Source organism: Mycobacterium sp. ACS4054 (assembly GCF_001667275.1).
Classification (GTDB): Bacteria; Actinomycetota; Actinomycetes; order Mycobacteriales; family Mycobacteriaceae; genus Mycobacterium.
Genome location: NZ_LZHV01000052.1, coordinates 1 through 17,036, shown reverse-complemented (window position 1 = coordinate 17,036; position 17,036 = coordinate 1). Strand labels below are relative to the sequence as shown.

The 17,036-nt window shown below is 69.7% G+C and carries 22 protein-coding genes and 1 pseudogene; 17 read left to right on the top strand and 6 right to left on the bottom strand.

What is annotated here, in order from left to right; genetic code table 11:
• Positions 1-41: 41 nt before the first annotated feature.
• The gene (gene hpt / locus A5730_RS14235) at positions 42-653 is read left to right on the top strand and encodes a hypoxanthine phosphoribosyltransferase (RefSeq protein ID WP_067901302.1); all 612 of its coding nucleotides are present in this window, start codon (positions 42-44) and stop codon (positions 651-653) included.
• A gap of 2 nt (positions 654-655) precedes the next feature.
• Here hpt and A5730_RS14230 read toward each other — a convergent pair whose 3' ends face one another.
• Complete coding sequence (locus tag A5730_RS14230; RefSeq protein ID WP_067901299.1) at positions 656-1,402, bottom strand: SIMPL domain-containing protein; 747 nt, start codon at positions 1,400-1,402, stop codon at positions 656-658.
• A gap of 354 nt (positions 1,403-1,756) precedes the next feature.
• Between A5730_RS14230 and A5730_RS14225 the strand changes: the two genes are divergently transcribed.
• Together A5730_RS14225 and A5730_RS14220 are read left to right on the top strand one after the other, a co-directional pair.
• Positions 1,757-2,056: a PE family protein gene (locus tag A5730_RS14225; protein ID WP_067901296.1), complete on the top strand. Its 300-nt coding sequence runs from the start codon at positions 1,757-1,759 to the stop codon at positions 2,054-2,056.
• Between the two features lie 8 nt (positions 2,057-2,064).
• The gene (locus A5730_RS14220; RefSeq protein WP_067901293.1) at positions 2,065-3,276 is read left to right on the top strand and encodes a PPE family protein; all 1,212 of its coding nucleotides are present in this window, start codon (positions 2,065-2,067) and stop codon (positions 3,274-3,276) included.
• A gap of 21 nt (positions 3,277-3,297) precedes the next feature.
• On the opposite strand, the gene A5730_RS14215 is transcribed toward A5730_RS14220, so the two are convergent.
• Entirely contained in the window at positions 3,298-3,648 is a 351-nt protein-coding gene (locus tag A5730_RS14215) for a hypothetical protein (RefSeq protein WP_067901290.1), read from the bottom strand.
• 174 nt (positions 3,649-3,822) lie between these two features.
• On the opposite strand from A5730_RS14215, the pseudogene A5730_RS24355 reads away from it, so the two are divergent.
• Positions 3,823-4,116: pseudogene (locus tag A5730_RS24355) on the top strand (PE family protein); the annotation flags it as partial.
• On the opposite strand, the gene A5730_RS25350 reads toward A5730_RS24355, so the two are convergent.
• Positions 4,008-4,235 carry a hypothetical protein gene (locus A5730_RS25350; protein ID WP_304442329.1) on the bottom strand — a complete coding sequence of 76 codons (228 nt, stop codon included), beginning with the start codon at positions 4,233-4,235 and terminating at the stop codon, positions 4,008-4,010. The pseudogene A5730_RS24355 and the gene A5730_RS25350 sit on opposite strands and share 109 nt — an antisense overlap.
• Positions 4,236-4,439: 204 nt before the next feature.
• On the opposite strand from A5730_RS25350, the gene A5730_RS25345 reads away from it, so the two are divergent.
• The 4 genes from A5730_RS25345 (at position 4,440) to A5730_RS14190 (ending at position 6,498) form a co-directional block, all read left to right on the top strand.
• Positions 4,440-4,682 (top strand): hypothetical protein, encoded by a 243-nt coding sequence (locus A5730_RS25345; protein WP_067901281.1) that lies wholly within the window; start codon positions 4,440-4,442, stop codon positions 4,680-4,682.
• Between the two features lie 18 nt (positions 4,683-4,700).
• Positions 4,701-5,810, top strand: a complete 1,110-nt coding sequence (locus tag A5730_RS14200) for a PPE family protein (RefSeq protein ID WP_082946838.1) — start codon at positions 4,701-4,703, stop codon at positions 5,808-5,810.
• Between the two features lie 76 nt (positions 5,811-5,886).
• Positions 5,887-6,183, top strand: a complete 297-nt coding sequence (locus tag A5730_RS14195) for a WXG100 family type VII secretion target (RefSeq protein ID WP_067819011.1) — start codon at positions 5,887-5,889, stop codon at positions 6,181-6,183.
• Positions 6,184-6,213: 30 nt separating this feature from the next.
• Complete coding sequence (locus tag A5730_RS14190) at positions 6,214-6,498, top strand: WXG100 family type VII secretion target (RefSeq protein WP_067901276.1); 285 nt, start codon at positions 6,214-6,216, stop codon at positions 6,496-6,498.
• A gap of 3 nt (positions 6,499-6,501) precedes the next feature.
• Here A5730_RS14190 and A5730_RS14185 read toward each other — a convergent pair whose 3' ends face one another.
• From A5730_RS14185 to A5730_RS14175, 3 genes are read right to left on the bottom strand one after another with little or no spacing between them, the layout of a single operon-like run.
• The gene (locus tag A5730_RS14185; RefSeq protein ID WP_067901274.1) at positions 6,502-7,515 is read right to left on the bottom strand and encodes a zinc-binding dehydrogenase; all 1,014 of its coding nucleotides are present in this window, start codon (positions 7,513-7,515) and stop codon (positions 6,502-6,504) included.
• The gene (locus tag A5730_RS14180; protein WP_067901271.1) at positions 7,515-8,702 is read right to left on the bottom strand and encodes an LLM class flavin-dependent oxidoreductase; all 1,188 of its coding nucleotides are present in this window, start codon (positions 8,700-8,702) and stop codon (positions 7,515-7,517) included. Before A5730_RS14180 ends, A5730_RS14185 begins: the two co-directional genes overlap by 1 nt.
• Positions 8,699-9,667: an alpha/beta fold hydrolase gene (locus A5730_RS14175; RefSeq protein WP_369829881.1), complete on the bottom strand. Its 969-nt coding sequence runs from the start codon at positions 9,665-9,667 to the stop codon at positions 8,699-8,701. The genes A5730_RS14180 and A5730_RS14175 overlap by 4 nt, the downstream gene beginning before the upstream one ends.
• 129 nt (positions 9,668-9,796) lie before the next feature.
• Here A5730_RS14175 and A5730_RS14170 point away from each other — a divergent pair, with 129 nt between their 5' ends.
• From A5730_RS14170 to A5730_RS14130, 9 genes are all read left to right on the top strand, one after another.
• Complete coding sequence (locus tag A5730_RS14170; RefSeq protein WP_067901486.1) at positions 9,797-10,213, top strand: VOC family protein; 417 nt, start codon at positions 9,797-9,799, stop codon at positions 10,211-10,213.
• Between the two features lie 78 nt (positions 10,214-10,291).
• On the top strand, positions 10,292-10,522 hold the full coding sequence (locus tag A5730_RS24725; RefSeq protein WP_067901268.1) for a hypothetical protein: 231 nt from the start codon (positions 10,292-10,294) through the stop codon (positions 10,520-10,522).
• A 3-nt stretch (positions 10,523-10,525) separates the two neighbouring features.
• Positions 10,526-12,901: an ATP-dependent zinc metalloprotease FtsH gene (gene ftsH / locus A5730_RS14160; RefSeq protein WP_067901266.1), complete on the top strand. Its 2,376-nt coding sequence runs from the start codon at positions 10,526-10,528 to the stop codon at positions 12,899-12,901.
• A 15-nt stretch (positions 12,902-12,916) separates the two neighbouring features.
• Positions 12,917-13,531 carry a GTP cyclohydrolase I FolE gene (gene folE / locus A5730_RS14155; protein ID WP_067901264.1) on the top strand — a complete coding sequence of 205 codons (615 nt, stop codon included), beginning with the start codon at positions 12,917-12,919 and terminating at the stop codon, positions 13,529-13,531.
• 19 nt (positions 13,532-13,550) lie between these two features.
• Positions 13,551-14,375 (top strand): dihydropteroate synthase, encoded by an 825-nt coding sequence (gene folP / locus A5730_RS14150; protein WP_067901483.1) that lies wholly within the window; start codon positions 13,551-13,553, stop codon positions 14,373-14,375.
• On the top strand, positions 14,368-14,769 hold the full coding sequence (gene folB / locus A5730_RS14145; protein WP_067901261.1) for a dihydroneopterin aldolase: 402 nt from the start codon (positions 14,368-14,370) through the stop codon (positions 14,767-14,769). The genes folP and folB overlap by 8 nt, the downstream gene beginning before the upstream one ends.
• Positions 14,770-14,812: 43 nt before the next feature.
• Positions 14,813-15,349, top strand: a complete 537-nt coding sequence (folK, locus tag A5730_RS14140; protein WP_067901259.1) for a 2-amino-4-hydroxy-6-hydroxymethyldihydropteridine diphosphokinase — start codon at positions 14,813-14,815, stop codon at positions 15,347-15,349.
• Positions 15,349-15,825: a DUF3180 domain-containing protein gene (locus A5730_RS14135; protein WP_055399825.1), complete on the top strand. Its 477-nt coding sequence runs from the start codon at positions 15,349-15,351 to the stop codon at positions 15,823-15,825. Before folK ends, A5730_RS14135 begins: the two co-directional genes overlap by 1 nt.
• Positions 15,826-15,910: 85 nt before the next feature.
• Positions 15,911-17,036, top strand: a 1,126-nt coding sequence (locus A5730_RS14130; RefSeq protein ID WP_067901257.1) for a DUF6779 domain-containing protein, incomplete at its 3' end; no start/stop codon positions are given.

Below are 17,036 nucleotides of genomic sequence, written 5' to 3'. Positions count from 1 at the left end.
CGGGGTCGCCGTTGGTTATTCGGCCGTTGGCGTGGCACTCTGTGGGCGTGGCCCAGATCTCCTCGGCGATCACCCCCGCCCAGCCCGCGGAGCTGTATCCGGGGGACATCAAGTCGGTGCTGCTCACCGCCGAGCAGATCCAGGCGCGCATCGCCGAACTCGGCGAGGAGATCGGCGGGCACTACCGCAACGTGATGACCGAGACCGGCCAAGATCTGCTGCTGATCACCGTGCTCAAGGGCGCTGTGATCTTTGTCACCGACCTGGCGCGGGCAATCCCGGTGCCCACCCAGTTCGAGTTCATGGCGGTCAGCTCGTATGGGTCCTCGACCTCGTCGTCGGGGGTGGTGCGGATCCTCAAGGACTTGGACCGCGACATCCAGGGCCGCGACGTGCTGATCGTCGAGGACGTCGTCGACTCGGGCCTGACCCTGTCGTGGCTGCTGCGCAACCTCACCAGCCGCCATCCGCGTTCGCTGCGCGTGTGCACGCTGCTGCGCAAGCCCGACGCGAAGGGCGCGAACGTCGAAATCGCCTACGTGGGCTTCGACATCCCGAACGACTTCGTCGTCGGCTACGGCCTGGACTACGACGAGCGCTACCGCGACCTGTCGTACATCGGCACGCTGGACCCCCGCGTCTACCAGCAGTAGCCCTAGTCCAGCTCCCACACCGCGGTCACCGAAAAGCTCACGGTCTGCTGGCCGGGTTCCAGCGGGACCGCGCTCGGCATCGCCCTCGGCGGCGCCGGCGGCCCGCCTGTCGCCGGTTCCGTCGCCTCCGAGATCGACAGCACCCGTCCCAGTCGGAGCCCGGACAGCTGGGCGTACTGTTCGGCCCGGCTCTTGGCGTCGTTGAAGGCCCGCGCCCGGGCGTCCTTGACCAGCTGCGAGTCGTCGGCGATCGAGTAGCTGACCGACTTGATCCGGGTGGCGTCGCCGCCGGTGCCGACGATGAGGGCCAGCATCCGCGACGCGGCGTCGGGCGGGTGGATCTTGACGGTGATGGCGTTGGTGGCACGGTATCCGGTGATCTTGGCGGCGCCGTTGGGCTCGGGATTGCTGAACTGCGGCTGCAGCGTGACCTCGGTGGTGCTGATGTCTTTGTGGTCGACGCCGGCGCCGACCAGGGCATTGATGACCGCTTGCTGGCGATCGTTGGTCTGGTTCATCGCCGAGGTCACGTCGGGTGCGGTGAATTCGATCCCGACATCCGCGGTCAGGGTGTCCGGGACGCCCTGGACCTGGCCGGACCCGAGGACGGTGACCTGACGGGGGTGCACCCCGGGCGCGGGCGCTGAGGGTGCGGAATCGCATGCCGACACGGTGGCGGCGGCCAAGCCGGCGACGGCCACGGCGATCAACTTGCGGGAAAACCTCGGGACATTCTTTGCGACCGGCATGAGTGGCACCCTAGCCGCTCGGGGTGCGCCGATGCTACGGGCTGACCACTGCGGCTCGCGCGCAGAATCGAATTTCGTTGTGTGCCAATAAGTTCAACGACCCCAGGACCGCCGGCAAACGTACGATGCGCCCCGGCAGCGGCCGCATATATGTGCATATATGTTCCAATCATATTGGTTTGTAATCTCTTTCATGAGAAAACCAAATGTTCCAGCATTCTCGGCCAGCTAAGTGAACAGTCATCGACCCGGTGGTGAAAATGCGGCCGCGGGCCTGTCGCCCCGGGATGCGACTCCCTAACGTGTCCAGGCGTCTGAAAGCTGTTGATCTGAACTGATTTTCCAGGAGGGGACGTGTCTTATCTGATGGCTCAGCCGGACATGCTGCATTCGGCCGCCGGCGACCTGCACAGCATCAATACGGCTGTGCGGGAGGGCAGTTTGGCCGCGGCCGTTCCGACGACCGGGGTGGCTCCCGCGGCCGCCGATGTGGTGTCGCTGTTGACCGCGGCGCAGTTCTCCTGGCACGCCAAGCTCTTCCAGGAGATCAGCGCCCAGGCCGCGATGGTTCGTGAGCAGTTGGCGACCACGCTGGGTATCAGCGCGGGTTCGTACGCCGCGACGGAGATCGCCAACACCGCCGCCGTCGGTTAGGCGGGGAGATGCTGGATTTCGCGCAGTTGCCGCCGGAGATCAACTCCGCGCTGATGTATTCGGGACCCGGCTCGGGGCCGCTGTTGGCCGCCGCCGCGGCCTGGAACGCTCTCGCCGCCGAGTTGGATGCCGCGGCATCCTCCTACCGGTCGGTGGTCGCGGGACTTGACGACGGGTTGTGGCAGGGGGCGGCGGCGTCGGCCATGCTGGCGGCGGCCGTGCCACAGGTGGCCTGGCTTCGCGGCACGGCGGGTCGGGCGGAGCAGGCCGCCGCTCAAGCCGTGGCCGCCGCGGGTGCCTATGAGGCGGCGTTCGCCGAAACGGTGCCCCCGCCGGTGATCGCGGCGAATCGCGCGTTGTTGCTGGAATTGCTGGCGACGAACGTCCTCGGCCAGAACACAGCCGCGATCGCGGCCACCGAGGCGCAGTACGGCGAGATGTGGGCGCAGGACGCCGCGGCCATGTACGGATATGCCGGGACCTCGGCCGAGGCGGCGACGTTGGCGCCCTTCGACCCGGCGGCCCCCGCCACCAATCCGGCCGGCGTCGCCGGTCAGGCCGCCGCGGTGGCCCAGGCGGCCGGGAATGGCGGCGCGCACGGGCTCGACACCGTGCCTCAAACGCTGTCGTCGCTGGCCGGGGTGCCGAACAATCCCGCCGGTATCAGCCTCGGTGGGATCAGCCTGAACCCCGAGGGCGATGGGCTCGTGGTGAGTGGGCCGTTGGGCGATCTGTTAGAGGGCCTGACCGGCTCGCAGACCCTGGACGCCAGCACGCCCTTCGATGCGTTCATCCGATTGATCTCGCCCACAAGGCTTTTCACCACCTCGTTCAAAGACATCCAAGGTATTGCTCAGGGCATGATGCCGGCTGCGAAATCGGCCACCGAGGGCGCCGCCAAGGCCGCGGAAGCGGCTTTGCCCGCGGCCGCGCCGGGCGCGGGCGCGATCGGCGCGATCGGCGGAGCCGTCGGGAAGGCTTCGTCGGTCGGTGGCTTGTCGGTGCCGGCGGCGTGGGCGGGCGCGGCCCCGGCGGGTCCGCCCGTCACCGTGGCGCTCAATGGTCTCTCCGCCGCGTCGTCCGTCGAGCCGGCCGCGAATGCGGTGGGCGGGGTGCCGATGATGCCCGTCGGTGGGACCGGGCGCGGCGCGGCGCACTTTGTTGCGCCCCGATACGGTTTCAAGCCCACCGTTATCGCTTCGCCCCCGGCCGGCGGCTGAGTCAAAGCCGGGCCGGCCGGTTCAGCTGCTGGGGCCCTCCACCGTCGGATTGGGCATCAGCACTCGCTGGCGGGTGGTGACCCGGAACGGATCCGGCGACTCGCCATCGCCCAGGACTGCGTGCACATCTTCGGGCGTGATCAGGCCCAGTTCTATCTGTAGCCAGGTGGCGCTGAGTCCGAACGCGTGCGCGGCGCGCCTGGCCTCCTCGGCGTCGGGGAAGTCGTCGGCGTTGGCGCGCCCGGCCGCCCCGTACCAGCGCCCTTTGGTGACGCCGCAGGCGTCGCGCAACTGCTCGACGGTGATGTCGCGGTTGAGCGTCGCCTCGAGCAGGCGCTTCAGCCCCCATCCTGCGGCGTTGGTGCGTGGCATCCGTCCAGAGTAACGCGGTGCCGAAAGCCGGGCAAAGTGTCTCCACCTGCGAGTCTGATGACGTACATAAGAAATTTGTCCCCAACACTAGACATGAATTCCTAAAACATGACATAGTGTCCGCAAGCACGACGGGATTATCCAGATTCAGGCATTTCCACGAGGAGAAGACACATGTCGTTCCTGACCACGCAACCGCTGCTCTTGTCGGCCGCGGTCGGCCAGCTGCAGTCGATCGGCTCGGCGGTGACCGCGGCCAACTCGATGGCGGCATTCGCGATCACGGGCGTCGTCCCGGCGGCGGCCGACGAAGTCTCGGCGATGACCGCGGCCGCCTTCGCGGGCTACGGCCAGCAGTATCAGGCGATCAGCGCCGAGGCCAGCATGATCCACGAGCAGTTCGTCAGGACCCTGGGACAAAGCGCCGATTCGTACGAGGCCACCGAAGCCGCCAACGCGACGCAAGCCGCCGGCGGCCACCTCGTCCCCACCGCGCCCGCCCGCATGGTGCCGGCCGGACCCGCTCGCACGTCACCGGCCCTGCCCAGTCGCGTGACGCCCGCCGCACCCAATCGCGTGACACCCACGGGGCCCGCCCGGCCGGCCACCGCGGCAGCGCCCACGACCCCGGGGTGGCGCGGCGGCGGCTACGGCGGTGGCGTCCCACCCCAGCACGGCGGCTACAACGGCTATGGAGCCGCCAATTACGGCCGCCACCAGGCGCCGTACACGCACGGCCACTACGGCGCCCCCCCGGCCGCCCCCGCCGGCCCCCCGCGCCCCCCGCCCGCATGGCGCCCGCCCAACACGTCGAGCACCTCGCGCCCGCCCACCCGGCGCCCGCCGCGCGCGCGGACATCGCGCCCCGGCACATCTCGCCCGCGGAGCTGGCGCCCACCGCGCCGGCCCGGCTCGCGGCCGCCCTGCCCGCCGAGAAGGTGCTGCCCGCGAACCTACCGGCCGAGCACATCGTCCACGCGGAGCCGGCGGTCAAAGCGTTCACCGGCCCGAAGCCACTCCCGGCGCTGGGCTAGCAGGAAAGGAATGTAGTGATGGATTTCGGTGCGATGCCCCCGGAGATCAATTCCGGCCTGATGTACGCGGGGCCAGGGCCCGCGTCCCTGCTCGCGGCGGCGATGGCCTGGGAGGGTCTGGCGGCCGAGCTGCGTTCGGCCGCGACGGCGTACGGGACCGCGATCGTGGATCTGACCGATGCCGGCTGGCAGGGTCCGTCGTCGGCGGCGATGGCCGCCGCCGCCGCTCCCTACGTGGCCTGGATGCACGCCACCGCCGCGCAGGCCGAGCAGGCGGGGATGCAAGCCGCCGCGGCCGCGGCCGCGCACGAGGCGGCGTTTGCGGCTACCGTGCCGCCGCCGATGATCGCCGCCAACCGCGCCTTGTTGATGATGCTGGTTGCCACCAACTTCCTGGGCCAAAACGCGGCGGCGATCGCGGCCACCGAGGCGCAGTACGGCCAGATGTGGGCACAGGACGCCGTTGCCATGTACGCCTACGCGGGGTCCTCGGCGGCGGCGGCCATGTTGGCGCCGATGACGGTCGCGCCGCCCACCACTAATCCCGCCGGGGCGTCCGCCGGCGCCGCGGCCGCGGGCGCAGCCAACATGCCGGGCGCGGCCACTCAGGCGGCGATGGGGCTGCCGTCATCGCTCAATGCGTCGGCGTCGTCGTTGGTCGGCGGCTTCCCGTCGGCGATCACCGGCTTCACCAGCTTGCTCGGAACGCCGTTCGGACAAGGGGGAGGGGTTGGGGCGTCCGGACTGAGCGGGATGACGACATCCGGCGCGGGCCTCACCACCGCCGTGCGCGCACCGGCGGTCGTCCGCCCGGCGATGCCCGCGATGGAGCATCTCGCACCCTTCCGGCCGGCGATGACCGCGCCGGAAATGCTCGCGCCCGCGCGGCTGATGCCGTCCGCGGCCATGGGCCAGGCCGCCCCGGTCGGACGTTTGTCGGTGCCGGCGAGCTGGCCCGCGGCGGCCCCGGAGGCCCCCGCTCCCGCCGCCGCGCCCTTGGCCGGTGCCGGCGCGCCGATGATGGCCCCGCGCGGCATCCCGGCGGGGCAGGTCGGCGGCATGGAGATGCGCGGATTCGGCGCTGCGGTGCCGGCTCGCGTCAGCGTATTGCCGCAGCTGGTCGGATGACGGAAGGGGAGAAGCAATCTCGACGCACCATTGACCAAAATCCAGAACTGACAACCATTTTCGAAGGAGACAAGCAATGACAGCACGATTCATGACCGACCCGCACGAGATGCGGGCGATGGCGGGCCGCTTTGAGGTGCACGCCCAGACCGTTGAGGACGAGGCTCGCAAGATGTGGGCGTCCTCGATGAACATCGCGGGTTCGGGCTGGAGCGGTCAGGCGCAGGCGACCTCGTACGACACCATGGGTCAGGTCAACCAGGCCTTCCGCAACATCGTCAACATGCTCCACGGTGTGCGCGACGGACTGGTCCGCGACGCGAACAACTACGAGCAGCAAGAGCAGGCCTCGCAGCAAATCCTGGGCAGCTAGCCCACCGGTACAAACAGGAGACGTACAACGATGACCATCAATTACCAGTTCGGCGATGTCGACGCCCACGGCGCCTTGATCCGCTCGCAGGCCGCTTCTTTGGAGGCCGAGCACCAGGCCATCGTCCGCGATGTGCTTGCCGCCGGCGACTTTTGGGGCGGTGCCGGTTCGGCGGCGTGCCAGGAGTTCATCATTCAGTTGGGTCGCAACTTCCAGGTGATCTACGAGCAGGCCAACGCCCACGGGCAGAACGTGCAAACCGCCGGCAGCAACATGGCGGGCACCGACAGCGCCGTCGGGTCGAGCTGGGCTTAGCGGCTAAGGGGTGACCAAAACCTTGCAGTGCCGCTCGGGGTCGGCGAGGTCGTCAAAGGCGGCGCCGACCCCGTCCAGGCCGACCTCCCCGGTGATCAGCGGGCTCACGTCGATGTCACCGTCGGCCAGGGCCCGAAGCGAATCGGTGAATTCCTCCGGGGTATAGGCGAGCACGAATTGGACGTTGATCTCTTTGGCGATCGCGAAGAAGGGATGCACGGTGTCGGGCTGCATGCACACGCCCGCGACCACCAGGCGGGTGCCGGGCCGGGCCCGAAGCAGGACGTCGTCGATCACCCCGGGCACTCCGACCGCCTCGAACACCACGGCGGGTTTGACGGAGTCGAACGGCGAGCCCTGCGCAGCGTCCAGCGTCTGATGCGCGCCCATGGCGGTGGCGAGTTCCCGGCGCTTCGGTGAAAAGTCAGACGCCACAATGTTTTCGACGCCACGAGCCCGCAGCGCCGCGATGATGGCGATGCCGATCGGGCCGCATCCGATGACCAGGGCGGTCTCGCCGGGGGCGATGTTCGACTTGTTGACGGCGTGCAGCCCGACCGCCATGGGTTCGGTCAGCGCGGCATGTTTGAAGTCCAGGCCGTTGGGGACGGGCAGCAGCAGCGGCGCCGAGAGCAGCATGCGTTCGGCGTAGCCGCCGATGGTGCTGTTGCTGTAGACGATGGGCTCAACGCCCTTGGCGGACAGCAGTATCGGAAGGGAGGTGACCAGCGTTCCCGGCGGGTGGGTCTCGGTGTCGGGCCCGGCCTCGAGCACCTCGGCGCTGAACTCGTGGCCCATGAAGATGTCGTGGCTCATGTCGACGTGCATGCCGCCCTTGCCGCCGGCCACCCAGTCGGTCATCTCCAGCACCTGTGCGCCGTGCGCGGCGAAATGCAGGTCGGAGCCGCAAATTCCGCAGGCCCGCACGCCGACGAGCACCTGACCGGCCTCGGGCACAGGATCCGGTACGTCGTCGCGGTAGACCATCCGGCCGTCGCGCAATACCGCGGCGCGCATCAGCTTTTCACGCCCTTCTCGTCTTCGACATGCTCGGTGATGGCTTTCACGATGGCCTCACCCGCCCGGCCGATCAACTGGTCGCGGTTGCCCTTGGCCCAGTCGTGCGACGAACGCGACGCCTCGAGCTGCCCCTTGAAATGAGGAATCACCTTGCGCGCCATCAGGTCGTAGCAGTGATACGTCGCCTCGGGGGAGGCCCAGTCGTGGCCCAGCATCAGCAGCGTGCCGAAACCGCCTGAGCGTTCGAGCAAGTCCTCGATGTGGGCGATCGCGTCGTCGGGGGTTCCGATGCAACAATTGCCCTTGGCCGCGTAGTCCTCGACGAACTCGTGCGGCGTCTGGGCGCCCTCGACGCTGTTGGCCAGCGGGACGAACCCGGCCGCGCCGAAGTAGTTGGCGAAATCCTGCAGGCCGTAGGTGCAGTCGTCGATCGCCTTTTCCCGGCTGTCCGCGATGTGCATGATGCTCAGAACGCGCCAGTCGGCCCGGTCCGGCTCGGCGCGGCCGGCTTTGTCGGCCTGCTCGCGCACCACGTCCCAGGTGGTTTCGAGGGCGGCGTAGCCGCCGGGCACCGACATCGACAGCGACAACAGCGACGTGCCCAGTGCGCCCGCCAGCCGCGGGCCGGACGGCGAAATCATTGCCGCCGTGGAGATTTCGGGGTAGGGCCAGGTGTAGGGCCGGATGTGCAGCTGCGCCTCACGCAGCGTGAACCAGTCGGTGTGGCGGTCGATCCGCTCCGAGGGGCCGGCCCGGAACAACGCGAGGATCGCCTCCAGCGACTCCTGCATCATGTGCCGTTGATCGACCGGGTCGATGCCCATCATGTAGGCGTCCGACGGCAAGGCGCCCGGGCCGGTGCCGAACATCACCCGGCCGCGGGTGAGGTGATCGAGCAGCACCCAGCGGTCGGCCACCATCAGCGGATGGTGGTAGGGCAGCGAGACCACCCCGGTGCCCAGTCGGATGTGTTTGGTCCGCTCGGCCGCGGCGGCGATGAACACCTCGGGGCAGGCGATCAGCTCGTAGCCACCGGAGTGGTGTTCACCGAACCACGCCTCGTCGAACCCGAGCCGGTCCAGCGCGACCACCCGATCCATGTCGTATTCCAAAGCGACCGTTGGCGATTGGCCAATCGGGTGAAACGGTGTGATGAAGACACCGAAGCGCAGCGGGGCACTCATCGCAACTCCAATCCGTTGAGGAAGTCCAACAGGGCCGCGTTCACCTCGTCGGGCCGTTCTTGCTGCAGCCAGTGCCCCGCGTCGTCGATCATCACCTGGCGGTAGGGGCCGGTGATCGCGTCGGCGGCGCGGTCGGCGCGAGTGAACGACAGGACGGGATCGGCCGTCCCGCCGATGAACAAACACGGGACCGAGATCCTCACGCCATCCAGCTCGGGAGTGGTCTCCCAGTTGCGGTCGAAATTGCGGTACCAGTTCAGGCCGCCGGTGAAGCCGGTACGGGTGAATTCGGCGATGTAGTGGTCGAGCTCGTCCTGACTTATCCAGTCCGGCAGCCCGTCGGGTTCGGGCAGCCGCTCGAGGAAGCCTTCCGGGCCGGGGGTGGCCATCCGCACCAGTGCATCCTTGCCGTCGGCGCGCAGGCTGCCCATCATGCGTCGCATCACCCGGGCGGGATCGGCGTTCAGTTCGGCGTCGGCCACGCCGGGCTCCTGGAAGTACAGGATGTAAAAGAAGTTCTCGCCAAACATCTTGCGCCAGGCCTTCGTCGGCGCCACGTGCGGGCGAGGCGTCACCGGCACGCTCAGCGCGGCGACGGCCGCGACGCGGTCCGGGTGCAGCAACGGGGCGTTCCACACCACGGCGGCGCCCCAGTCGTGCCCGATCCAGACCGCCCGTTCGGCCCCGACGTCGTCGAGCAGGCCGACCAGGTCAGCGGTCAGGTGGTGAATGTCGTAAGCCTCGATTGGGTCGGGACGAGACGAGCCGCCGTAGCCGCGCTGATCGGGGGCCAGCACGTGGTAGCCGGCCTCGGCGAGCGCCGGTATCTGATGACGCCACGAGTAGGCCAGCTCGGGAAATCCGTGGGCCAAAATCACTACGGGTGCGCCGCGTTCGCCCGCCTCGATCACCCGCAGCCGCACACCGTTGGTGTCCACTAACCGTTCGGTTGATTTGAGCACCATGCCACCAAAGCACAACCCCCACGGGGCTGAGAAGTATTCGCGCTGATTGCGAATAGCATTCCAACGGCTTTGCTCGGCTGGTAGATATCGCCGTAAAGCCCGCGCATTTCTTGGAAGCAGGTGGACCCGATGAAGCGGCTCGACCACGTCGTCCTGTGGACGAAGGATCCGCGCGTCGCGATGGATTTCTATACGCGGGTGGTCGGATTGGCTCCGGTCCGGTTCGCCGAGTTCGAGGCCGGCGACGCGCCCTTCCCGAGCGTGCGGGTGTGCGAGGACTCGATCATCGACCTGATGCCGGTTGCCGGTGCCGCCGGCACCGAGTCCCTGACGCGAGTCGACGGCAGCGCCGGACACCCGGTGAATCACGTCTGCCTTGCGCTGTCGAAGTCCGAATACGACGCGCTGGACCAACGCCTGCAGGCCGACGGCGTGGACACCGGCGCGCGGCTGGGCCCCAATTTCGGGGCCCGCGGTTGGGCGCCGCAGGCGTACTACTTCGCCGATCCGGACGGCAACGTGATCGAGGCCCGGTACTACGAATGACGAGACGCCCGGTAACCGCGGCCGCCGCCCGGCGTCTCGGCGTGCGGGGAGGGGAACCCCCGGTCGTTATATCGACAGATGGTGGCGACCCGCTTCGCCCCGGCTCTGCCGGGGCTCGCGATCGCCGCCGTGCAGATGGTGGCGACCCGCTTCGCCCCGGCTCTGCCGGGGCTCGCGATCGCCGCCGTGCAGATGGTGGCGACCCGCTTCGCCCCGGCTCTGCCGGGGCTCGCGATCGCCACGAGCGGTAACCTGGACATTTCTAGCTGCGTGAATATCGGGGAAGGACCTGGCCGGCAAGGCCGATGATTGATGAACCGGAAAAACGTTATTCGCACCATCACGGCGATTGCGGTCGTGGTGCTGCTCGGTTGGTCGTTCTTCTATTTCAGCGACGACACCCGCGGCTACAAGCCCGTCGACACGTCGGTGGCGGTGGCGCAGATCAACGGCGACAACGTCAAGAACGCGCAGATCGACGACCGTGAGCAGCAGCTGCGGTTGACCCTGAAAAAGGGCAACAACGACACCGACAACTCCGACAAGATCATCACCAAATACCCGAGCGGGTACGCGGTCGACCTGTTCAACGCGCTGAGCGCCAAGAACGCGAAGGTCAGCACGGTCGTCAACCAGGGCAGCATCCTGGGCGAGCTGCTGGTCTACGTGCTGCCGCTGCTGTTGCTGGTGGGTCTGTTCGTGATGTTCTCCCGCATGCAGGGCGGCGCGCGAATGGGCTTCGGGTTCGGCAAATCCCGAGCCAAGCTGCTGAACAAGGACATGCCCAAGACCACGTTCGCCGACGTTGCGGGCGTCGACGAGGCGGTCGAAGAGCTCTACGAGATCAAGGACTTCCTGCAGAACCCCGGCCGCTATCAGGCGCTGGGCGCCAAGATCCCCAAGGGCGTGCTGCTCTACGGCCCGCCCGGGACCGGCAAGACGCTGCTGGCCCGCGCGGTGGCCGGGGAAGCCGGCGTGCCGTTCTTCACCATCTCCGGCTCGGACTTCGTCGAGATGTTCGTCGGCGTCGGCGCCTCGCGGGTGCGCGACCTGTTCGAGCAGGCCAAGCAGAACAACCCGTGCATCATCTTCGTCGACGAGATCGACGCCGTCGGCCGACAGCGCGGCGCCGGCCTGGGCGGCGGCCACGACGAGCGCGAACAAACGCTGAACCAGTTGCTGGTCGAAATGGACGGCTTCGACCCGCGCGCCGGGGTCATCTTGATCGCGGCCACCAACCGGCCCGACATCCTCGATCCCGCGTTGCTGCGGCCCGGCCGCTTCGACCGGCAGATCCCGGTGTCCAACCCCGACCTGGCGGGCCGCCGCGCGGTGCTGCAGGTGCACTCCAAGGGCAAGCCCATCGCCCCGGACGCCGACCTCGACGGGCTGGCCAAGCGGACCGTCGGCATGACCGGCGCCGACCTGGCCAACGTCATCAACGAGGCGGCCCTGCTGACCGCCCGGGAGAACGGCACCGTCATCACCGGCGCCGCGCTCGAGGAGGCGGTGGACCGGGTGATCGGCGGGCCGCGCCGCAAGGGCCGGATCATCAGCGAGCAGGAAAAGAAGATCACCGCCTACCACGAGGGCGGCCACACTTTGGCCGCCTGGGCGATGCCGGACATCGAGCCGATCTACAAGGTGACGATCCTGGCGCGGGGCCGCACCGGGGGCCACGCCGTGGCGGTGCCCGAGGAAGACAAGGGCCTGCGGACCCGCTCGGAGATGGTCGCGCAGCTGGTGTTCGCCATGGGCGGCCGCGCCGCCGAGGAACTGGTCTTCCGGGAGCCGACGACCGGCGCGGTGTCCGACATCGAGCAGGCGACCAAGGTGGCCCGCGCGATGGTCACCGAATTCGGGATGAGTTCCAAGCTGGGCGCGGTCAAGTACGGCACCGAACACGGCGACCCGTTCCTGGGCCGCACCATGGGGACCCAGGCCGACTACTCGCACGAGGTCGCCCGCGACATCGACGACGAAATCCGCAAGCTGATCGAGGCGGCCCACACCGAGGCGTGGGAGATCCTCACCGAATACCGCGATGTGCTCGACACGTTGGCCGGCCAGCTGCTGGAAAAGGAAACCCTGCACCGGGCCGAGCTGGAGGGCATCTTCGCCGACGTCGAAAAGCGGCCCCGGCTCACCATGTTCGACGACTTCGGTGGCCGCATCCCGTCCGACAAGCCGCCGATCAAGACGCCCGGCGAGCTGGCGATGGAGCGTGGCGAGCCGTGGCCGCCCCCGGTCCCCGAGCCGGCGTTCAAGGCCGCCATCGCGCGCGCCAGCGAGGCCGCGGCCGCGCGAGCGGAGGCCGAGCGAAACAACAACGGCGGCAACGGTTCTCAGGGTGCTCAAGGCCAACGACCAGGCGCGCCGCACGCCCCCACTCAGCCGGACTACGGCGCTCCGGCGGGCTGGCACGCGCCGGGGTGGCCGCCGCCGGACCAGCAGCCGAATTACTGGTATCCGCCGCCGCAGGCCCCACAGCAGCCTTACTTTCCGCAGCCGGCGGGGTACCACCCGGGTTATCAAGGCCAGCCCGCCCACCCGCAGGGTCAGGCGCAGCCCCCCTACCCGCCGTATCCGCCCTACCCGCCGCCGAGCCTGCCCAACCCGGCCGGCGGCAAGTCTCCCGACCAGCAGGACGACGACGTGAGCCGGTCCAACCCACCGGCTCACGGCTGACGAACGGAGGACTCGATGGCCTTGACGGATTTGGGGCCGGACACCGCCGATCCCCCTATCCGGGTGTTCGACCAGGACCGCGCCGAGGCCGCGGTCCGGGAGTTGCTGTACGCCGTCGGGGAGGACCCCGACCGGCACGGCCTGCGGGAGACCCCGGCCCGCGTCGCCCGCGCCTACCGCGAGATGTTCGCCGGGCTCTACACCGACCCCGACAGCGTCCTGAACACGATGTTCGACGAAGAGCACGACGAACTGGTGCTGGTCAAGGAAATCCCGCTGTATTCCACCTGCGAACACCACCTGGTGTCATTCCACGGGGTGGCCCACGTCGGTTACATCCCCGGCGCCGACGGTCGGGTCACCGGGCTGTCGAAAATCGCGCGACTGGTCGACCTCTACGCCAAGCGGCCCCAGGTGCAGGAACGGCTCACCAGTCAGATCGCCGACGCCCTGATGAACAAGCTCAGTCCCCGGGGGGTGATCGTCGTGATCGAGGCCGAGCACCTGTGCATGGCCATGCGCGGGGTGCGCAAGCCCGGCGCGACGACCACCACGTCGGCGGTGCGCGGACAGTTCAAGAGCAACGCGGCGTCTCGAGCGGAAGCGCTCGACCTCATCCTGCGTAAGTGAGCCGGCGCCTGTGCAGGTGATGGGGGTCCTGAACGTCACTGACGACTCGTTCTCCGACGGCGGGCGCTACCTCGATACTTCCAGCGCGGTGGCGCACGGGCTGGCTCTGGCCGCCGACGGCGCGGACATCGTCGACGTCGGCGGCGAGTCGACCAGGCCGGGCGCCACCCGGATCGACTCCCAGGTCGAGACGTCCCGGGTGATCCCGGTCGTCAAAGAACTTGTGGCAGAGGGGATTACGGTAAGCATCGACACGATGCACGCCGACGTCGCGCGGGCGGCGCTGCAGCACGGCGCGCGGATCGTCAACGACGTGTCGGGGGGACGCGCCGATCCCGCGATGGCGCCGCTGGTCGCCGACGCCGGCGTGCCCTGGGTGCTGATGCACTGGCGGTCGGTGGCCGCCGACCGCCCGCATGCGGACACCCATTACGACGACGTGGTGGCCGAAGTGCGGGCCGAGTTGCTCGCCAGCGTCGACGCGGCGGTGGCCGCGGGCGTCGACCCCGCGAAGCTGGTGATCGACCCGGGCCTCGGGTTCGCCAAGACGGCTCAACAAAATTGGGCGCTGCTGCGCGCGCTGCCGCAGTTGGTCGCCACCGGAATCCCGGTGCTGCTGGGCGCATCGCGTAAGCGGTTCCTCGGTACGTTGTTGGCCGGGCCGGACGGCTCGCCGCGACCGCCCGCCGGCCGCGAGACCGCCACCGCGGTGATCTCCGCGCTGGCGGCGCTGTACGGGGCGTGGGGCGTTCGCGTGCACGACGTGCGGGCCACGGTCGACGCCCTCAAGGTGGTGGCGGCCTGGGCGCACACCGAAACACGGCGGGCCGGAGACGATGGCTGATCGAATCGAGTTGCGGGGGTTGACGATCCGTGGGCGGCACGGGGTTTTCGATCACGAGCGCGCCGACGGGCAGGACTTCGTCGTCGACATCACCGTGTGGATCGACCTCGCCGCGGCGGCCGCCAGCGACCAGCTGGCCGACACGTACGACTACGCGGCCCTGGCCCAGCTCGCGGCCGAGGTGGTGGCCGGTCCGCCGCGCAACCTGATCGAAGCCGTCGGGGGCGAGATCGCCGACCGGGTGATGGAAGACGAGCGGGTGCATGCCGTCGAGGTGGTGGTGCACAAGCCGCAGGCCCCGATCCCCCGGCACTTCGACGACGTCGCCGTCGTGGTGCGCCGGTCGCGCCGCGGCGGGCGCGGCTCGGTGGTTCCGGCGGGCCGGGCCCTATGAAGCGCGACGACGCGGGCATGGCCGTGGTCACGGAGTGGCGCCTATGACGTGGGTGGTGTTGTCCGTCGGCTCCAACCTGGGCGACCGCCTGGCGCGCCTGCAGTCGGTCGTCGACGGGCTGGGCGAGACGGTGCTCGCGGTGTCCCCCGTGTACGAGACCGACCCGTGGGGCCGGGTCGACCAGGCGGCGTTTCTCAACGCGGTGCTGATCGCCAACGACCCGGACTGCGACGGCCAGTGCTGGCTGCGCCGGGCCCAGGAGTTCGAGCGCGCGGCCGGGCGGGTGCGCGGCGAGCGCTGGGGCCCGCGCACCCTCGACGTCGACCTGATCGCCTGCTACGGCGAGACCGAGGTGATCTCCCGCGAGAACAACCTCACGCTGCCGCACCCGCTGGCCCATTTACGGGCCTTCGTCATGATCCCGTGGCTTGCCGTCGACCCGGATGCCCAACTGACGCTCGCCGACGGCCCGCGGCCCGTGGCGAGCCTGCTGGCCGAGCTGGAGCCGGCCGACCGGGACAGCGTCCGGTTGACCAGCCTGACGCTCCAGCGGGCGGCCGATCGGAAACCGGAAACCTGATGGGACCAACCAGGAAACGTGACCTGACGGTCGCGGTGGTCGGCGCGGCGGTGGTGGGGTACCTGCTCGTGACGGCCCTGTACCGCTGGTTCCCGCCCATCACCGTGTGGACCGGCCTGTCGCTGCTGGCGGTGGCAGTCGGCGAAGCGCTGTGGGCCCGCTACGTGCGGGCCAAGATCGGCGACGGGGAGATCGGCGTCGGGCCCGGCTGGCTGCACCCGCTCGCCGTGGCCCGCAGCCTCGTGGTCGCCAAGGCGTCGGCCTGGGTGGGTGCGTTGATGCTGGGCTGGTGGGTGGGCGTGCTGGTGTACTTCCTGCCGCGGCGGTCCTGGCTGCGGGCGGCCGCCGAGGACACCACCGGGACCGTGGTCGCGGCCGTCAGCGCGCTGGCACTCGTCGCCGCCGCGCTATGGCTGCAGCATTGCTGCAAGTCGCCGCCGGATCAGACCGAGCACGGCGAAGGGGCGGAAAACTAGTCCTCTCACGGCCGCCCGCAAGCCGCCCGAGAATCGCCGGAGGAGGGCGACACGCGGATTGACCTCGCGCAGGTACAGTCAGGCCATGACCGTTCTGTCCCGCGGCGCCCGGGTTCGGCGCGGCGGCCGCAGGCCGGGGTGGGTGCTCTTGACCGCGTTGCTGGTCCTCGCGATGGGGGCCAGTTCCGCATTGGTTTTCACCAATCGGGTGGAACTTCTCAAGCTCGCTGTAATCCTGGCGCTGTGGGCCGCAGTCGCCGGTGCCTTCGTCTCGGTGCTGTATCGCCGCCAGAGCGACGCGGATCAGTCCCGCGTCCGCGACCTGAAGCTGGTGTACGACCTGCAGCTGGATCGGGAGATCTCGGCCCGCCGCGAGTACGAGCTGACCGTGGAGTCCCAGCTGCGCCGCGAGTTGGCCTCCGAGCTGCGCGCGCAGGCCGCCGACGACCTCGCCGAGCTGCGCGCGGAGTTGAGCGCGTTGCGCACCAGCCTGGAGATCCTGTTCGACACCGACCTCGCCCAGCGCCCGGCGCTCGAGACGCCCGAGACGGAGGCGCCGCGGGAGCGCGCGTACAGCGAGTGGGACCGCAACGGCGAGACCCCGCGCGACGCGCCCTACGACTGGGTGGCCAGCGACCGGGTGGCCTCCGTCCCCCAGGACAGCCGCGCCGACGAGACGGCGATCATCGACGTGCCCGAGGAACCGCTGCTGCCGCCGCGCCAGCCGTCGCCGCACCGCGAACGGGCCCCCTACCAGTACGAACCGCCGCCGGAGCCGCCCGCGCCGGCCCAGCCGGAGCCGTCGTACGTCGCCGCCCCGCCGCAACCGGAGCCGCGATTCGAACCCCCGCCGGCCCCGCCGCAGCCCGAGCCCGAGGCCCAGCCGCAAGGTCAGGGTTGGCAGCCGGTGGGTGCGTCCGGATTGTGGTTGCCGCCCGGAACGCCGGGCAGCCATTGGGCCGGCAACGACCCGACCGGTGCCCCGGCTGAGGAGACGCCGGGCCGGCGCCGGCGCGCCCGGCACTCCGAACCCGACGAGGCCTGGGCCGGCCCGGCCGCCGAGGCCGGCCGTCGGGCGCGGTCGCGCCACTCCGCGGAGTACGGCGACTACGGCGTCCGCGACTTCGCGCCGCCCGCCGAGCGCCCGAGCGAGCCGCTGTACGCGCCGCCCCCCGCCCCGGCCGCGGCGACGGCGGCGCGGCGGCCAGCGG